The following is a 16,134-nucleotide window of genomic DNA, read 5'->3' on the forward strand; positions in this document are numbered from 1 at the left end:
ACCGCGAGGTCGGAGGCGGTGGGGGCAGGGGTCCTCCTCCTCAGTGCGGCGGGCCGGTGAGGGGGTACTCGCGCGCGACCTCCCAGGCGCCGTCGGGGGTCTGCTCGAACTCGGTGAAGTGGCCGACGCGGAACTGGGCGGAGAGGTCGGCCAGCCCGCAGTAGGCGAGGTCGAGCATGTCCGGCGGGACGTCGTGCGCCACGGTCACGTGGGGGTGGTACGGGTAGGACAGCCCGCGGGCCAGGGGGCCACGGCGGACGTCGTTGGCGATCAGCTCGCAGTTGCCGATCCCCCGGGCCACCGCGACGAACACGACCTGCGACACCGGCGCGAAGGTGCCCGTGCCCGACAGGTGCATGTCGAAGGGCGGGTGCGCCCGGGCCACGTCGGCGAGGTGCGCGGTGATGGTCGGCCGGTTGGCGACGGCCACCTCGGTGGGCGGCAGGATCGTCACGTGCGGCGGGACCAGGCTCGCCTGCGGGTCGCCCACCTTCGTCCGCCAGTCCACGAACAGCTGCGACCACGGCTCGGGGATCGGCACGACCACGCCCAGGACGGCGGTCTCCGGCACCACGCTGCGACTGCGCGGTACGAAGGTGTCGTCGTTCACGCGCCCGCTCCCGCCGACGGGAGGAACCCGACCCGGTCGTACACCGCGGCGACCGTCGTGGCGGCGACCTCCCGGGCACGGGCCGCGCCCGCGGCCAGGATCCGTTCCAGCTCCGCCTGGTCGTCGAGCAGCTCCTGGGTCCGCTCCCGGACCGGCGTCACGAAGTCGACGACGACCTCGGCCAGCTCCTTCTTGAAGTCCCCGTAGCCGCGGCCGGCGAACCGCTCCTCCAGCTCGGCGACCGGGGTGCCCGACAGCGCGCTGTGGATGGTGAGCAGGTTGGTGATGCCCGGCTTCTCCACCGGGTCGGCCACCACCTCGCGGCCGGTGTCGGTGACCGCCGAGCGGATCTTCTTCGCCGTCACCTTCGGGTCGTCGAGCAGGAAGACGCAGCCCGCCGGGGGCAGGCTCTTGCTCATCTTCTTGTCCGGCGACTGCAGGTCCATGACCCGCGCCGCGCCCGCGGGGATGATCCCCTCCGGGAGCGGGAAGGTCTCGCCGAAGCGGCCGTTGAAGCGGGTCGCGAGGTCGCGGGTGAGCTCGAGGTGCTGGCGCTGGTCGTCGCCGACGGGCACCTGGTCGGCGCGGTAGACGAGGATGTCGGCGGCCATCAGCACCGGGTAGGTGAACAGGCCGACCGTCGTGCCGGCCACGCCCTCCCGCTGGCTCTTGTCCTTGAACTGCGTCATCCGGCTCGCCTCGCCGAACCCCGTGAGGCACTCGAGCACCCACGACAGCTGCAGGTGCTCCGGCACGTGGCTCTGGACGAACAGCGTGCTCCGCTCCGGGTCGACGCCCAGGGCCAACAGCTGGGCGGCCGACACGAGGCTGTTGCGCCGCAGCTCCGCCGGGTCCTGCGCGACGGTGATGGCGTGCAGGTCGACCACGCAGTAGAAGGCCTCCGTGGTCTCCTGCAGCCGCACCCACTGCCGCAGCGCACCCAGGTGGTTGCCGAGGTGGAAGGAACCCGCCGTCGGCTGGATGCCGGAGAGCACACGGGGAAGAGGCACGTCGGCCATCAAACCAGCCGTTCCTGAGCCGCGGCGCCGCACGTCCCGAACGTCCTCGTCACGGTCGGCGGGTCACGCGGCCGGTGTGGCCGAGCGCACCTGGTCGAGTGCGGCCAGGAAGGCGTCGTCCTCCTCGGGCGTGCCGACGGTCACCCGGATGCCCTCGCCGGCGAACGGGCGGGTGATGACCGCCCGCGACTCGAGGGCGGCGGCCAGCGCCGCGGCGTCCTCCCCCACCGGCAGCCACACGAAGTTGGCCTGGCTGTCGGCGACGTCCAGGCCCCGCTCGCGGAGGGCGGCGGTCAGCCGGGCCCGCTCGGCGGTGACCGCCGCGCAGCGCCTGCGCACCTCGTCCTCGCTGGCCAGGGCGGCGACCGCGGCGGCCTGGGCGAGCATGTTGACGCTGAACGGGACGTGGGTCTTGCGCACCGCCTCGGCCACCGCGGGGTCCTCGGCGACGAGGTAGCCCACCCGCAGGCCGGCCAGCCCCCACGCCTTGGAGAAGGTGCGCATCACGACCACGTTGGGCCGGCCGCGCATCAGCTCGAGCCCGTCGGGGACGTCGGGGTCGGTGACGAACTCGCGGTAGGCCTCGTCCAGGACGACGAGCGTGTCGGCCGGGACGGCGTCCAGGAACCGCTCGAGCTCGGCCCGGCCCACCGCCGTCCCCGTCGGGTTGTTCGGGTTGCAGACGAACACCACCCGCGTGGTCTCGTCGACGGCCGCGGCGAGGGCCTCGAGGTCGTGGGTGTCGGCCGGGCCGCCGCGGCGCCCGGGCACCAGCGGGACCCGGACGGAGCGGGCCCCGGCCACCTGCGCCAGCAGGGGGTACATCTCGAACGACCGCCAGGCGAAGGCGATGCTCGTGCCGGGGTCGTTGAACGACTGGGCCAGCTGCTGGCAGAGCATGACCGCGCCGCAGCCGGTGACGATCTGGGCGGGGTCGACCCCGTAGCGCTCGGCCAGCGCGCCGGTGAGGACGACGGCGCCGTTGTCCGGGTAGCGGTTGGTCTCCGCGGCCGTGGCGGCGAGCGCCTCGACGACCGCCGGCAGGGGCGGGAAGGCGACCTCGTTGCTGGCCAGCTTGACCGCCCGCGCCACCCCGATCTCCCGGGCGAGGTCGGCGGGGTTGCGCCCCGGCTTGTAGGCGGGCAGCTGCTGCACCGCCGGTCGTGCGCTGACCACAGGCTCTGCCTCCTGACCACGCCCACCCCGGGTCGCGCGGATCTCTAGGGTGGGCGCATGCGCGTTCTCGTCGCCGGTGGAGCCGGCTACATCGGCAGCGTAGTCACGGCCGCCCTGCTCGCGGGTGGCCACGAGGTCACGGTGCTCGACGACCTCTCCACCGGGCACGCCGACGCGGTGCCGGAGGGGGCGCGGCTGGTCCAGGCGTCCCTGCACGAGTCGGGCCCGGTGCTGGCCGACGTCCGCCCCGAGGCGGTGCTGCACTTCGCGGCCAAGAGCCTCGTCGGCGAGTCCCAGGTCAGGCCGGAGATCTACTGGGACACCAACGTGTCCGGGACGCTGGCGCTGCTGGAGGCGATGCGCGCCGTCGACTGCCGCCGGATCGTCTTCTCCTCCACCGCCGCCACCTACGGCGAGCCCGAGCAGGTGCCGATCCGCGAGGACGCGCCCACCCGGCCGACCAACACCTACGGCGCCACCAAGCTCGCCGTGGACGCGATGCTCACCTCCTACGCGACGGCGTACGACTTCGCCGCGGTGAGCCTGCGCTACTTCAACGTGGCCGGCGCCGCGTACGGCCTCGGGGAGCGGCACACCACCGAGACCCACCTCATCCCGATCGCCCTGCAGGTCGCGGCGGGCACCCGGGAGGCGATGACCGTCTACGGCGAGGACTACCCGACGCCGGACGGCACCTGCATCCGCGACTACATCCACGTCGCCGACCTGGCCGACGCCCACCTGCTCGCCCTGACCGCCCCGCAGCCGGGCGAGCACCGCATCTACAACCTGGGCAACGGCACCGGCTTCTCGGTGCAGGAGGTCGTCGACGCCGTCCGGGAGGTCACCGGGCACCCGGTGCCGGTGGTCATCGGCGAGCGGCGGGCCGGCGACCCCGCCCAGCTGGTGGCCTCCAGCGACCGGATCCGCGCCGACCTCGGCTGGACGCCGCAGCACACCGACCTGGCCGGGATCGTCCGCGACGCCTGGGACACCGCCCGGGCCCGCGGCTGAGCCCTCGGGGACGGCTCAGCCGGCGGCGGGTTCCCCCGACGCCGGCTCGGGGTCGGCCGCGCGGGAGACCGACAGGCGGGCGATCCGCCGTCCGTCGAGCTCCAGCACCGTGAGCGTGCGGCCCTCGACGGTCACCTCGTCGCCGGGCTCGGGCAGCCGGCCGAGGTGGGCGAGCACGTAACCGGCCACCGTCTCGTACGGCCCCTCCGGGAGCTGCAGGCCGGTGACCTCGCGGAAGTCGTCGAGGTTGAGCAGCCCGTCGACCTCGTGCGGCCCGCCCGGGACGTCCTCGCCGTCGTCGGCGACCTCCTCGTCGTACTCGTCGTAGATCTCGCCGATGACCTCCTCGATGAGGTCCTCGAGGGTCACGATGCCGTCGGTGCCGCCGTACTCGTCCACCACGATCGCCAGGTGGTGGTTCTCCCGCCGCATCTCCGACAGCGCGGTGAGGACGCCGGCGGTGCCGGGCAGGCGCTTGACCTCGCGGACCAGGTCGCCGACGGTCGCCGCCCGGCCCGCGGGGTGGTTGGGGAGGAACAGGTCGCGCACGTGCACGAACCCGAGGACGTCGTCCTCGTCCCGGCCGACCACGGGGTAGCGGGAGTGACTGGAGTCGTGCACCTGCTTGGCCGCCCGGCTGGCCGTCATCGACGCCTCGAGGAAGTCGACCTCGGTGCGCGGCGTCATGACCTCGCGGACCTCGCGGTCGCCGGCGCGGAAGACCTCGCCGATGAGCCGGCGCTCGTCGGTGCTCAGGGACTCGTGCGCGGCGACCAGGTCGCGCAGCTCCTCCTGGCTGATCGCCTCGCCGCTGGCCTTGGGGTCCCCGCCGAGGACGCGCACCAGCACGTTCGTGGACTTCGAGAGCAGCCAGATCACCGGCCGGGACACCTTCGCGATGCCGTTGAGCGGGGCGGCCACGAGGAGGGAGAACCCCTCGGCCCGCTGCAGCGCCAGCCGCTTGGGGGTCAGCTCGCCGACGACCAGCGACAGGTAGCTGATCGCGATGGTCACCAGGACGAGGGCCAGGGTGCCGGCCACCCGCTCGCCCACGCCGATGCTGGCGAGCCAGTCGGCGAACGGCTCGGAGAGGGTGCTGGCACCGAAGGCGGCGGAGAAGAAGCCGGCCAGCGTCACCCCGACCTGGACGGCGGCCAGGAACCGGTTGGGGTCGCTGAGCAGGCGGGCCACGGCCTTGCCGCGCCGCCCCCCGCCCTCGGCCATCGCGCGCACCTGGGACTCGCGCAGGCTCACCAGCGCGATCTCCGCCCCGGAGAAGGCGCCGCCGATCAGGACGAAGACGACGACCATGACGATGTTGAGCCAGACGTCGCTCACCGGCGGCGTGCTCCTCGGTCTACTGCGGGCAGGACGCTCCCATGCTGCCCGCCCCGGCCCCGCGGAACACCGCTCGACGGGGGTGAAGTCGAACGCCCTGTGAGGTCGGCCACATCCCGGTGCCGATCAGGCCCCGCGTCCGGCTACTCTCAACGAAGTCACAGATCGTGATCTAGCAACTCGTAAGGGTTACCTGGTGCACCACATGCCGGCGGGTCCGCCGCTCTCTTCCCGCATCGTCGCGACTCTGGGTCGCCTCCTCCGCACCCTGGGTCGTGCGCTCGGCCTGCGCCGGATCGTCCCGGTCCTGGCCGTCGCCGCGGCGGTGGCCTGCGTCGCCCTCACCGTCCCGATGGTGTCCGGCGCGCTGACCACCACCTCGGACGAGGTGGCGCTGGACGCGTCGTCCTCGTCGTCCGGTGCGACCGCTCCCCGCGACCGGTCGTCCTCCGGCGGCACTCCGCGCGGCGCGACGGTGCAGATGGGCGTCGACGGCGCGCCCGCCGCCACGCCCGGGACGGCGTCGGAGGCCCCCGCCCCGGGGACGACGACGCCCGCCCCGGTCGAGGTGCCCGCGCCCGAGGCCCCGGCGCCGGCCGCTCCCGCCGCGGACCCGACCCCGTCGTCCTCCCCCACCCCGGTCGAGGAGGAGGCCCCCGCGCCGGCACGCGCCGAGGAGCCGGCCGACGAGCCCGCGCCGGCACGCGCCGAGGAGCCGGCCGCCGCCCCGCGTGTCGCGGCCGCCGCGCCCGCCGACCCGACGGCCGAGGGCCAGGTGCTGGCGCTGGTCAACGAGGCCCGCGCCGACGCCGGCTGCGCTCCCCTGGCGGCCGACGGCGCCCTCGCGGCCGTGGCCCGGGCGCACAGCGCCGACATGCGCGACCGCGACTACTTCTCGCACACCACGCCCGAGGGGCTCTCGCCGTTCGACCGGGCCGAGCAGGCCGGTGTGGACCACGCGCGGGCGGAGAACATCGCCTACGGCCAGCCGGACGCGGCCGCGGTGATGGAGGACTGGATGAACAGCTCCGGCCACCGGGCGAACATCCTCGACTGCGAGCTCACGACGCTCGGTGTCGGCGTGGCCGAGGGCCCCGGCGGCCCGTGGTGGACCCAGCTCTTCGGCGCCTGAGTCCGCAGCCCGGACACGCGTCGGCCCCCTCGCCCGGCTGGGCGAGGGGGCCGACGCACGGCCCTGCGGGGCAGGAGGGCCCTTCGCTCAGGCCATGGCCTTCTGCAGGTTGCTGTCGATGGCCCCCAGGAAGTCCTGGGTGGTCAGCCACGGCTGGTCCTTGCTGATGAGCAGCGCGAGGTCCTTGGTCATCTGACCGCCCTCGACGGTGTCGATGCAGACCTTCTCCAGCGTCTCGGCGAAGCGGGTCACCTCGGGGGTGCCGTCCAGCTTGCCGCGGTGGGCCAGGCCCCGGGTCCAGGCGAAGATCGACGCGATCGGGTTGGTCGACGTCGCCTTGCCCTGCTGGTGCTGCCGGTAGTGCCGGGTGACCGTGCCGTGGGCGGCCTCGGCCTCGACGGTGCGGCCGTCGGGGCTCATCAGCACCGAGGTCATCAGGCCCAGCGAGCCGAAGCCCTGCGCCACGGTGTCGGACTGCACGTCACCGTCGTAGTTCTTGCAGGCCCAGACGTAGCCGCCCTCCCACTTGAGGGAGGCGGCGACCATGTCGTCGATCAGCCGGTGCTCGTAGGTGATGCCGGCGCTCTCGAACTGGTCCTTGAACTCGGTCTCGAAGACCTCCTGGAACAGGTCCTTGAACCGGCCGTCGTAGGCCTTGAGGATCGTGTTCTTGGTCGACAGGTACAGCGGGTACCCGCGCTGCAGGGAGTAGTTCATCGAGGCCCGGGCGAAGTCGCGGATCGACTCGTCCAGGTTGTACATCGCCATCGCGACGCCGGCGCCCGGCGACTGGAAGACCTCGTGCTCGATCGGCTCGCCGCCGTCCTTCGGCGTGAAGGTGAGGGTCAGCGTGCCCTCGCCCGGGAAGCGGAAGTCGGTGGCGCGGTACTGGTCACCGAAGGCGTGGCGGCCGACGACGATCGGCTTGGTCCAGCCCGGCACCAGCCGCGGCACGTTGGACATGATGATCGGCTCGCGGAAGATGACGCCGCCGAGGATGTTGCGGATCGTCCCGTTGGGCGAGCGGTACATGCGCTTGAGCCCGAACTCCTCGACCCGCGCCTCGTCCGGCGTGATCGTCGCGCACTTGACGCCGACCCCGTGCTGCTTGATCGCGTTGGCCGCGTCGACGGTGATCTGGTCGTCGGTCTCGTCGCGCTTCTCGATGCCGAGGTCGTAGTACTCGAGGTTCACGTCGAGGTACGGGAGGATCAGCTGGTCCTTGATGAACTGCCAGATGATCCGGGTCATCTCGTCGCCGTCGAGCTCGACGATCGTCCCCTCGACCTTGATCTTGCTCACGTCTTCGTTTCCCTCTCTGCAGCTCTGACCGGGTCGGTCAGAGGTCGGCTACGTCGGCCTGCTTGGCGCGCACGGCCTCGGCCGCCTCGCGCAGCCCGGCCAGCTCGCTCTCGGTCAGGTCGCCCTCCACGACCCGGCGGACACCCTCGCGCCCGATCTCGGCCTCGACCCCCAGGTAGACCCCGGAGATGCCGTACTCGCCGTCGACCCAGGCGCACACCGGCATGACCGCGCCCGCGTCCTCCATGACCGCGCGGGCCATGCGTGCCGCGGCGGCCGAGGGCGCGTAGTACGCCGAACCGGTCTTGAGCAGCGCCACGACCTCCGCCCCGCCGTTGCGGGTGCGGTCGACGAGGTGCTCGATGCGGTCGGCCGGCAGGACGTCGGCCAGCGGCTTGCCGTCGACGGTGCAGCGCGAGGGCACCGGCACCATCGTGTCGCCGTGCGAGCCGAGGGTGAGGGTGCGCACCGAGCCCACCGGGACGCCGAGCTCCTCGGCCACGTTGTTGGAGAACCGGGCGGTGTCGAGCATGCCGGCCTGGCCCATCACGCGGTTCTTCGGGAAGTCGGTGGCCAGCTGCGCGAGCGCGGTCATCTCGTCCAGCGGGTTGGAGACGACGATGACCACGGCGTCGGGTGAGGTCCGCGCGATGTTCTCGGCGACCTGCCGCACGATCTTGGCGTTGGTCTCGATGAGGTCCATCCGGCTCATGCCGGGCTTGCGGGGCAGCCCCGCGGTGATGATGACGACGTCCGAGCCCTCGGTGCCCTCGTACGACCCGCCGCCGACGCCGACGACCTTCGTCTCGAACCCCTCGATCGGCCGGGACTGGTTCATGTCGAGGGCGATCCCCTCGGGCTTGCCCTCCACGATGTCGGTGAGGACGACGGTCTCGAAGATGTCGTACTCCGCGAGGCGGAGGGCTGTGGTCGAGCCGTAGAACCCGGCACCGACGACGGTCACCTTGCCGTTCCTGGGCTGCTCTGCCATGGCGGCCAACCTAACGCTCCGGGCGCCGCCCCGCCCGAGGGGGTGGCGCGGGCTCCCCCTTCAGTCGCCGGGGATGGCCAGCGCGAAGGCGGTGAGCGTGACCCCGACGCCGACCATCAGGACGACGTCGACCGGCCGGCTGCGGACGGCGAGGAAGCCCACCCGGCGCAGGGGCAGGAGCAACCGCAGCACCCCGCCGCCCACGAGGGCCAGCCCGACGACGACCAGCCCGCGCCGCCAGTGCTCCACGGTCACCATGAGCAAGCCCACCGCCACCCCGACGAGCACCGCCAGCAGCGGCAGCTGCCGGAGCAGGCCGGCCAGGAAGGGCCGGCGGGTGTGGAGCGGTGGGCGGGACATCAGGCGCTGAGCACGTCCGCGGCGGCGGCCTGCTCCGCGGCGAGGACCACGTTCTGCAGCAGCATGGCCCGGGTCATCGGGCCGACCCCGCCGGGGTTGGGCGCGACGAACCCGGCGACGTCGACGACGTCCGTGGCGACGTCACCGGCGATCTTGCCCTCCACCCGGCTCACGCCGACGTCGAGGACGGCGGCTCCGGTCTTGACGACGTCCTTGGTGACCAGCCCGGGGACGCCCGCGGCGGCGACGACGATGTCGGCCCGCTGCAGGTGGGCGGCCAGGTCACGGGTGCCGGTGTGGCAGAGGGTGACCGTGGCGTTCTCCGTGCGCCGGGTGAGCAGCAGGCCCAGCGGCCGGCCCACGGTGATCCCCCGGCCGACGACCACCACCTCGGCGCCGGCGATGGGCACGCCGTAGCGGCGCAGCAGCTCCACGATGCCGACCGGGGTGCACGGCAGCGGGCCGGGCACGTTGAGCACCAGCCGGCCGAGGTTGACCGGGTGCAGTCCGTCGGCGTCCTTGGCCGGGTCCATGCGCTCGAGGACGGCGCTCTCCTCGATCCCCCTCGGCAGCGGCAGCTGGACGATGTAGCCGGTGCACGCGGGGTCGGCGTTGAGCTCGTCGACGACGGCGAGGACGTCCTGCAGCGTGGCCGTGGCGGGCAGCTCGCGCTGGATGCTGGCGATGCCCACCTGGGCGCAGTCGGAGTGCTTGGCGTTGACGTACCAGCGGCTGCCGGGGTCGTCGCCGACCAGCAGCGTGCCCAGACCGGGCCGGTGGCCGGCGGCGGTGAGGGCGGCGACGCGCTCGGTCAGCTCCGTCCGGATGGCTGCTGCGGTGGCCTTGCCGTCGAGGATCGTCGCGGGCACGGCCGACAGTCTGCCCGAGGACGCTCCACCGGACCGACTGCGGCCCTAGGCTCGCGGGCAGCGGGCGCCTTCCCGCCGCCTGCCGATCCGCGAGGAGAGCAGATGACCGAGCGCGACCAGTCCCCGGCCGGCACGCAGAGCGGTTCCGGCGACTGGCGGGAGCAGACCAGTCCGGGGATCGCCCCGGTGCGCGGCCCGCAGACCGACGCGGGGTACCCGGGCTGGTCCGGGGACAGGCCGTCCACCGCGCCGGAGTACTCGACCACGCCGGTGACCGTCCGCCGTCCCGACACCTTCGCCAGCCTGCTGCTCATCCTCGCGGGCATCACGGCCGCGGTGAGCCTGCTGCTGCGCTGGCTGCCGGGCAGCGACCTGACCGGGCTGGACCTCGTGCGCCGCGGCTTCGAGGACCTCGACGGCGGCGGCTTCGGGGCGCTGTTCGACAGCGGCTTCTGGCAGCCCATGGCGGTGGTCCTGGGCGGCGGGGTGCTGTTCGTCCTGGGCCTGCTCATGGTGCTGCCGGCCCGCACGCACCGCTTCCTCGGGGTCCTGGCGCTCCTGGTCAGCCTGGTGGCCGCGGCGGGGGTGGTGGTCCCGCTCGTGGACATCGGGTGGGACGTGGCCGAGATCGACACCGGCTTCTGGTTCGCCGTCGCCGTCCCGGCCCTGGGCCTGCTGGGCGCGCTGAAGGCGATGTTCACCGGCCCCCGGTACGGGACCCACGGCCCCCGGGCCTGAGCCACTGACCGGTCGCCGAGGCGCCACCCCGGGGTCGGCGAGGACGACGAGGTGCTCAGTCGGCGACCAGGGCGCCGTGGGCCCGGGTGTACTGCACCGCCTGGACCAGGTCCACCCGGACGCCGGTGAGGTCCAGCGCCCGCCAGTGGACCCCGTCGGTCGACGCGCCGCGCAGGTCGGCGCCGCGCAGCTCGGTCCCCTGCAGGCGGGCGCGGTCGAGGTCGGCTCCGGCGAGGTCGCACTCGCGCAGGTCGGCGTCGGTCAGGTCGGCCTCACGGAACCGCTGACCCGAGAGGTCCAGGCCGGAGAGGTCGACACCGCGCAACGACGTCCACGACCAGTCGCAGTCGGTCGAGGTCATCGGCCGCAGCTGCGCACCGGGGAACTGCGAGCCGGTGAGCTTGCAGCCGTCCCAGACGACGTCGAACAGCCGTGCGCGGTCGAACCGGCAGGACAGGAACGCCGTCCCCAGGTGCCGGGAGCCGCCCATCCGGACGCCGGTCAGCACGCAGGAGTCGAACACGCACCGGCGGGTGACCAGCTCCTCCAGCCCGGCGTCGTCGAACCGGCACCGGGTGAAGGTCACGCCGTCGAGCTGGGCGCCCCACCAGTCGACCCGGGCGAAGTCCTCCCCCTCCACCTCGGATCCGGCCGCCGGGGGTCCGACGTGCGGCTTCGGCCCCGTGGAGGGACCCGCGCCGAGCTTGCGGGGTGTGGGCGGCACGGGGTCCCCCTCAGTGGGCGAAGTGGCGGGTGCCGGTGAGGTACAGCGGCACGCCGGCGGCTGCCGCGGCCGCGATGACCTCCTCGTCGCGCACCGAACCGCCCGGCTGCACGACCGCGCGCACCCCGGCCTCGAGCAGCACCTGCAGCCCGTCGGCGAACGGGAAGAACGCGTCAGAGGCGGCGACCGACCCCGCGGCCCGCTCCCCCGCCCGCGCGACGGCGAGGCGGGCGGCGTCCACCCGGTTCACCTGTCCCATCCCGACGCCGACGGTCGCCTTGTCGTGGGCGAGCAGGATCGCGTTGCTGCGCACTGCGCGCACGCTGCGCCAGGCGAAGACCAGGTCGTCGAGGCCGGCGGCGTCCAGCGGCTCCCCGGTGGCCAGCGTCCAGGTGGTGGGGTCGTCGCCGGTGGCGTCGAGGCGGTCGGCGGTCTGCAGCAGCAGCCCACCGCTCACCGGCCGCAGCTCGGTCGCCGGGCGGCCGGCGGAGGGCAGGCGCAGCAGCCGGATGTTCTTCTTGCCGGTCAGCACCTGCAGGGCGTCGTCGGTGAAGGACGGCGCGGCGACCACCTCGGTGAAGACGCCGGCGACCTGCTCGGCCATGGCCAGGTCGACCTCGCGGTTGGCGGCGATGACCCCGCCGAAGGCCGAGACCGGGTCGCACGCATGGGCCTTGCGGTGCGCCGAGGCGATGTCGGTGCCGACGGCGATGCCGCAGGGGTTGGCGTGCTTGATGATCGCCACGCACGGGTCGGTGTGGTCGTGGGCGGCCCGCCAGGCGGCGTCGGTGTCGACGTAGTTGTTGTAGGACATCTGCTTGCCGTGCAGCTGCTCGGCGTGGGCCAGGCCGGGCTGGCCGCCGCGGTAGAGCGCGGCCTGCTGGTGCGGGTTCTCGCCGTAGCGCAGCACGTCGGCGCGCTCCCAGCTGGCCGCCACCCAGGCCGGGAAGACGGTGTCGGTCTCCGGCGCCAGCACGCTGCCCATCCAGGAGGCGACCGCGATGTCGTAGGAGGCGGTGTGCCGGAACGCGGCGGCGGCCAGGGCCTGCCGCTCGGCGAGCGTGAAGCCGCCTCCGGTGACGGCCGCGAGGACGTCGCCGTACCGGGCCGGGTCGACGACCACGGCCACCGACGGGTGGTTCTTGGCCGCCGCGCGCACCATCGCCGGGCCGCCGATGTCGATCTGCTCGACGCACTCGTCCGGGCTGGCGCCCGAGGCGACGGTCTCGGTGAACGGGTAGAGGTTGACCACGACGAGGTCGAACGCGGCGATGCCGAGCTCCTCGAGCTGCCGCACGTGCTCGGGCTTGCGGCGGTCGGCCAGGATGCCGGCGTGGACGGCGGGGTGCAGCGTCTTCACCCGGCCCTCCAGGCACTCGGGGAAGCCGGTGACCTGCTCGACGGGGGTCACCGGGACACCGGCCTCGGCGATGCGCCGCGCGGTGGCCCCGGTGCTCACCAGCTCCACACCGGCGTCGGCCAGCCCGCGCGCCAGCTCCTCGATCCCGGTCTTGTCGTAGACGCCGAGCAGTGCGCGGCGGATCGGGGTGCGGTCGCTCATCGGGGGTCCTCCGTGTGCTGGGTGACGAGTCGCGCCACCGTCTCCACCAGGAGCTCGCGCTCCACGGTCTTGATCCGTTCGTGCAGCCGGGCCTCGTCGTCCCCCGGGAGGACGGGCACCTCGCGCTGGGCGAGCACCGGGCCGGTGTCGACGCCGGCGTCGACGAGGTGCACCGTGCTGCCGGTGACCTCCACCCCCGCGGCCAGCGCGTCCCGGACGGCGTGGGCTCCGGGGAACGCCGGCAGCAGCGCCGGGTGGGTGTTGACCAGCCGGCCACCGAAGGCGTCCAGGACCGCCGGGCCGACGATCTTCATGAAACCGGCGGAGACGACCAGGTCGGGCCGGTGCTCGGCGATCGCGCCGGCCAGCGCCCGGTCCCACGCGGCCCGGTCGGGGTGGTCGCGCAGGGCGCGGACGAAGGTCGGGATGCCGCGGCGGCGGGCGTGCTCCAGGCCGGCGGCGTCGCGGTCGCTGCCCACGGCGACGACCGTCGCCGGGTAGCCGGGCTCGTCGGCGGCCGCCAGCAGCGCCGCACAGAGGGACCCGGAGCCGGAGAGCAGGACGACCACCCGTGCCCGCGGGGGACGGTCGGCTGCGGGCACGCCCGCGATCCTATGAGGGCCCCGTCCGCCTCCTCCGACGGGTGCAGGCGCCTCAGGCCAGGGCGCGCCAGCGGGCGACGGCGGCGCCGACCGCGGCGGCGATCCCGGCCTGGGCGGCGACGGCCAGCCCCGTGGCGACGGCGGGCGCGCCCACCCGGGCCAGCGCGCCGTCGCCGAGGGACCCGCCGGCCGCCCAGGCCAGCAGCCCGCAGGCGAGACCGAGGAGGACCCCGGCGAGCACCCCCCACAGCCCGGCGGTCACCGAGCCGCCGTCCCGGTCGCCCAGCCGGCGGCCGACGGTGACGCCGGCGACCAGCCCGGCCAGTGCGGGCACCGCCTGCGACACGAACGCGACCAGGGGCACCGCCTGGGTGTCGGGCAGCGCCGCGAGCAGCGGCAGGGCCGGCACGGCGCCCAGCGTGACGCCGTGCACCGACACCAGCGTGCCGGTGCCGACGACGAAGCCCGGTCCGGCGGCCAGCCCGATCGCCGCGGCGGCGGCGTTGGGCAGCAGCAGCACGCCGAGCGCCAGCAGGCCCACCGCTCCCGCACCGGCTCCACCGAGGGAGCCCGACAGCGCGGCGTACCCCCGCGTGTCGGACGCCAGCGCCACCGCCACCACGGCCAGCCCGAGGGCGAGCGCCGTCAGGAACCCGGCGAGGACCCCGCGCAGCACCGGCCCCACCGGCGCCGCCAGCCGGTCCAGCAGGGGTTCGAGGACGACGGACTCGCGCACGGTGCCCCAGCCGGCGGCGAGGACGGCCAGCACCGCGCTCGCGACGGCGCAGCGCAGCAGGTCGACGCCGGCTCCGGGCGCGTCGAGGGCGAGCCCCAGCAGGACCGCCAGCACGGTGTGCGTGGCGACCAGGGCGGTCAGGACGACGGCGGCACCGCGGGCCGTGTCGACGTCGCAGGCCCGGACGATGCCGCGGGCGGCGCTGGACAGCCCCCAGGCGACGGCGAGGGTCAGCAGCAGCGGCGCCAGCACGAGCGGACCGGACCCGAGGGTGAGCCCGCCGCCCTGGGCCAGCAGCCACAGCCGGCCGGCCAGCCGGGCGGAGCCCGCGACGGGGAGCCCGCCGGCCGGGTCGAGGGTCTGCACCACGACGACGGCCAGCCCCAGTCCCAGCAGGCCCAGCACCGCGGCCACCGCCGCGGCCGCGGCCGAGAGCACGGCGGGGTGCCGCAGCCCGCGAGCGGCGGGCTCCCGCTGCCCGGGCAGGGTCAGGCGTGCCAGCAGGGAGACCACGCCTCCACTGTCGCAAGGCCGGACGCCGATCGCCGGGATCCGCGCCCAACCGCCCCCACAAAGCCGGCGGGGGGCAGCGGCCCACCGGCCACTGCCCCCCGCCGACAGGCCGGTCCGTCCTCGCGGGACGTCCGGGTCAAGCGGTGCCCGAGGGCTGCCCGGAGCCCGAGGCGGTCGACCCGCCCGGCTCCCCGCGGCCGGGGTCGGTGACCGCGGGGTTCGCGCCGGTGCCCGTCCCGGCGCCCGGCGCCGACGGCGGCGGACCGGGCTGCTCGGAGACCGGCGGGGCCGGCTCCGGCTGGCCCGGAGCGGCCTGACCGGGGGCCCGCTGGCCGTGCGGTTGCTGGCCGGGCCCCTGCTGGTCGTAGGCCTGCGGCTGGTCGTAGGCCTGCGGCTGGCCGTAGGCCTGCTGCTGGCCGTAGGCCTGCTGCTGGCCGTAGGGCTGGCCGTGGGCTGGCGGCTGGCCGCCGGGTCCGCCGAACTGCGGTGCCGGCTGGTTGGCCCACTGGGCGGCCCCGGCCAGGCCACCGGGCAGGGCGGGGCGGTTCTTCAGCTCCGGCAGCAGGGCGAGGACGGCGAACGCCAGGATCGCCAGGGCCACGAGGAAGCCGAGCAGCGCCCAGATGGAGAAGGCGAAGCCCTCGCTGAACGAGTCCAGCCAGGCGAGCAGGGCGAACAGGAGACCCAGGGCGGACAGGCCGACCGTGATCGACGACCTCGGGAAGCCCAGCCGCAGGTCGACGAAGGCCGGCAGGACGGCCCAGACCGCCGCGAGCAGGAAGAAGAAGAACGCCGTCTTGACCTGTCCGGACTCCCAGCCGTTGAAGCTGAAGTCGGTCCCGAAGAAGGCGTCGTCGAACCGGTACCAGGGGAAGAAGGCGAGGACCAGGAACAGCAGCGCACCACCGGCGACCGCGTGGTCGGCCAACTTCAGGCGCTTGGGGTCGAAGCCGGCGCCGCCACCGGTCCCGCCCGGCCGGCCGACGGGCTGCTGGCCGTAGGGTGCCTGGCCGTAGGGTGCCTGGCCGTAGGGCGCCTGGCCGTAGGAGCCCTGGCCGTAGGACTGCTGGCCGTACGGGGCCTGACCGTAGGGCTGCTGGCCGTACGGGGCCTGGCCGTACGGGGCCTGCCCGTAGGGACCCTGGCCATAGGGCTGCTGGCCGTACGGCGCCTGGCCGTAGGGCTGACCGGCGTACGGCGGCTGCGGGCCGTACCCCGGCTGCTGCGGGGCGTACCCCGGCTGCTGCCCGTACTGAGGCTGGCCGGACGGCTGCCCGTACTGCGGAGGCTGTCCCGGCTGCTGGCCGTACGGCGGCTGCTGGCCGGGCTCCTGCGGTCGGCCGGGCTCCTGGCCGTACCCCGGCTGCCCGTACCCACCCGGTGGGGGCGGCGGCTGACTGGTCATCGCGGGGTACTCCTCGGCAGTGGCGTGATCACTGGACGCGATCG

Annotated in this window: 16 protein-coding genes; 3 read left to right on the top strand and 13 right to left on the bottom strand. The window is 74.5% G+C overall.

Annotated features, from left to right (window positions below; translation table 11 throughout):
• Positions 1-40 precede the first annotated feature (40 nt).
• From ACI79I_RS19055 to hisC, 3 genes are all read right to left on the bottom strand, one after another.
• Positions 41-610: a 2'-5' RNA ligase family protein gene (locus ACI79I_RS19055; protein ID WP_456993881.1), complete on the bottom strand. Its 570-nt coding sequence runs from the start codon at positions 608-610 to the stop codon at positions 41-43.
• Positions 607-1,629, bottom strand: a complete 1,023-nt coding sequence (trpS, locus tag ACI79I_RS19060; RefSeq protein WP_456993882.1) for a tryptophan--tRNA ligase — start codon at positions 1,627-1,629, stop codon at positions 607-609. The genes ACI79I_RS19055 and trpS overlap by 4 nt, the downstream gene beginning before the upstream one ends.
• A 63-nt stretch (positions 1,630-1,692) precedes the next feature.
• A complete protein-coding gene (hisC, locus tag ACI79I_RS19065) occupies positions 1,693-2,805 on the bottom strand; it encodes a histidinol-phosphate transaminase (protein ID WP_456993883.1) in 1,113 nt (370 codons plus the stop codon).
• 57 nt (positions 2,806-2,862) lie between these two features.
• On the opposite strand from hisC, the gene galE reads away from it, so the two are divergent.
• Positions 2,863-3,819 (top strand): UDP-glucose 4-epimerase GalE, encoded by a 957-nt coding sequence (gene galE / locus ACI79I_RS19070; RefSeq protein ID WP_456993884.1) that lies wholly within the window; start codon positions 2,863-2,865, stop codon positions 3,817-3,819.
• A gap of 15 nt (positions 3,820-3,834) precedes the next feature.
• On the opposite strand, the gene ACI79I_RS19075 is transcribed toward galE, so the two are convergent.
• Positions 3,835-5,157 carry a hemolysin family protein gene (locus ACI79I_RS19075; protein ID WP_456993885.1) on the bottom strand — a complete coding sequence of 441 codons (1,323 nt, stop codon included), beginning with the start codon at positions 5,155-5,157 and terminating at the stop codon, positions 3,835-3,837.
• A 205-nt stretch (positions 5,158-5,362) separates the two neighbouring features.
• Here ACI79I_RS19075 and ACI79I_RS19080 point away from each other — a divergent pair, with 205 nt between their 5' ends.
• A complete protein-coding gene (locus ACI79I_RS19080) occupies positions 5,363-6,289 on the top strand; it encodes a CAP domain-containing protein (RefSeq protein ID WP_456993886.1) in 927 nt (308 codons plus the stop codon).
• 87 nt (positions 6,290-6,376) lie between these two features.
• Here ACI79I_RS19080 and ACI79I_RS19085 read toward each other — a convergent pair whose 3' ends face one another.
• Genes ACI79I_RS19085 through ACI79I_RS19100 form a run of 4 tightly spaced genes read right to left on the bottom strand, consistent with a single transcriptional unit; the run spans position 6,377 to position 9,811 of the window.
• On the bottom strand, positions 6,377-7,591 hold the full coding sequence (locus tag ACI79I_RS19085; protein ID WP_456993887.1) for an NADP-dependent isocitrate dehydrogenase: 1,215 nt from the start codon (positions 7,589-7,591) through the stop codon (positions 6,377-6,379).
• A 37-nt stretch (positions 7,592-7,628) separates the two neighbouring features.
• Positions 7,629-8,582, bottom strand: a complete 954-nt coding sequence (gene mdh / locus ACI79I_RS19090) for a malate dehydrogenase (protein ID WP_456993888.1) — start codon at positions 8,580-8,582, stop codon at positions 7,629-7,631.
• A 60-nt stretch (positions 8,583-8,642) separates the two neighbouring features.
• A complete protein-coding gene (locus tag ACI79I_RS19095; RefSeq protein WP_456993889.1) occupies positions 8,643-8,942 on the bottom strand; it encodes a DUF3017 domain-containing protein in 300 nt (99 codons plus the stop codon).
• Positions 8,942-9,811, bottom strand: coding sequence for a bifunctional methylenetetrahydrofolate dehydrogenase/methenyltetrahydrofolate cyclohydrolase (locus ACI79I_RS19100; protein ID WP_456993890.1), 870 nt, complete (start codon positions 9,809-9,811; stop codon positions 8,942-8,944). Before ACI79I_RS19100 ends, ACI79I_RS19095 begins: the two co-directional genes overlap by 1 nt.
• 102 nt (positions 9,812-9,913) lie before the next feature.
• On the opposite strand from ACI79I_RS19100, the gene ACI79I_RS19105 reads away from it, so the two are divergent.
• Positions 9,914-10,549: a hypothetical protein gene (locus ACI79I_RS19105; protein ID WP_456993891.1), complete on the top strand. Its 636-nt coding sequence runs from the start codon at positions 9,914-9,916 to the stop codon at positions 10,547-10,549.
• A 55-nt stretch (positions 10,550-10,604) separates the two neighbouring features.
• Here ACI79I_RS19105 and ACI79I_RS19110 read toward each other — a convergent pair whose 3' ends face one another.
• The 5 genes from ACI79I_RS19110 to ACI79I_RS19130 all read right to left on the bottom strand — a co-directional run bounded on the left by ACI79I_RS19110 (position 10,605) and on the right by ACI79I_RS19130 (position 16,090).
• On the bottom strand, positions 10,605-11,273 hold the full coding sequence (locus tag ACI79I_RS19110) for a pentapeptide repeat-containing protein (protein WP_456993892.1): 669 nt from the start codon (positions 11,271-11,273) through the stop codon (positions 10,605-10,607).
• A 10-nt stretch (positions 11,274-11,283) separates the two neighbouring features.
• Positions 11,284-12,834 carry a bifunctional phosphoribosylaminoimidazolecarboxamide formyltransferase/IMP cyclohydrolase gene (gene purH / locus ACI79I_RS19115; RefSeq protein WP_456993893.1) on the bottom strand — a complete coding sequence of 517 codons (1,551 nt, stop codon included), beginning with the start codon at positions 12,832-12,834 and terminating at the stop codon, positions 11,284-11,286.
• Entirely contained in the window at positions 12,831-13,436 is a 606-nt protein-coding gene (gene purN / locus ACI79I_RS19120; protein ID WP_456993894.1) for a phosphoribosylglycinamide formyltransferase, read from the bottom strand. Before purN ends, purH begins: the two co-directional genes overlap by 4 nt.
• 52 nt (positions 13,437-13,488) lie before the next feature.
• Positions 13,489-14,685: a cell division protein PerM gene (locus ACI79I_RS19125; RefSeq protein ID WP_456993895.1), complete on the bottom strand. Its 1,197-nt coding sequence runs from the start codon at positions 14,683-14,685 to the stop codon at positions 13,489-13,491.
• Positions 14,686-14,821: 136 nt separating this feature from the next.
• Complete coding sequence (locus ACI79I_RS19130; RefSeq protein WP_456993896.1) at positions 14,822-16,090, bottom strand: hypothetical protein; 1,269 nt, start codon at positions 16,088-16,090, stop codon at positions 14,822-14,824.
• Positions 16,091-16,134: the final 44 nt, after the last annotated feature.

Source organism: Geodermatophilus sp. SYSU D01105, assembly GCF_054050095.1.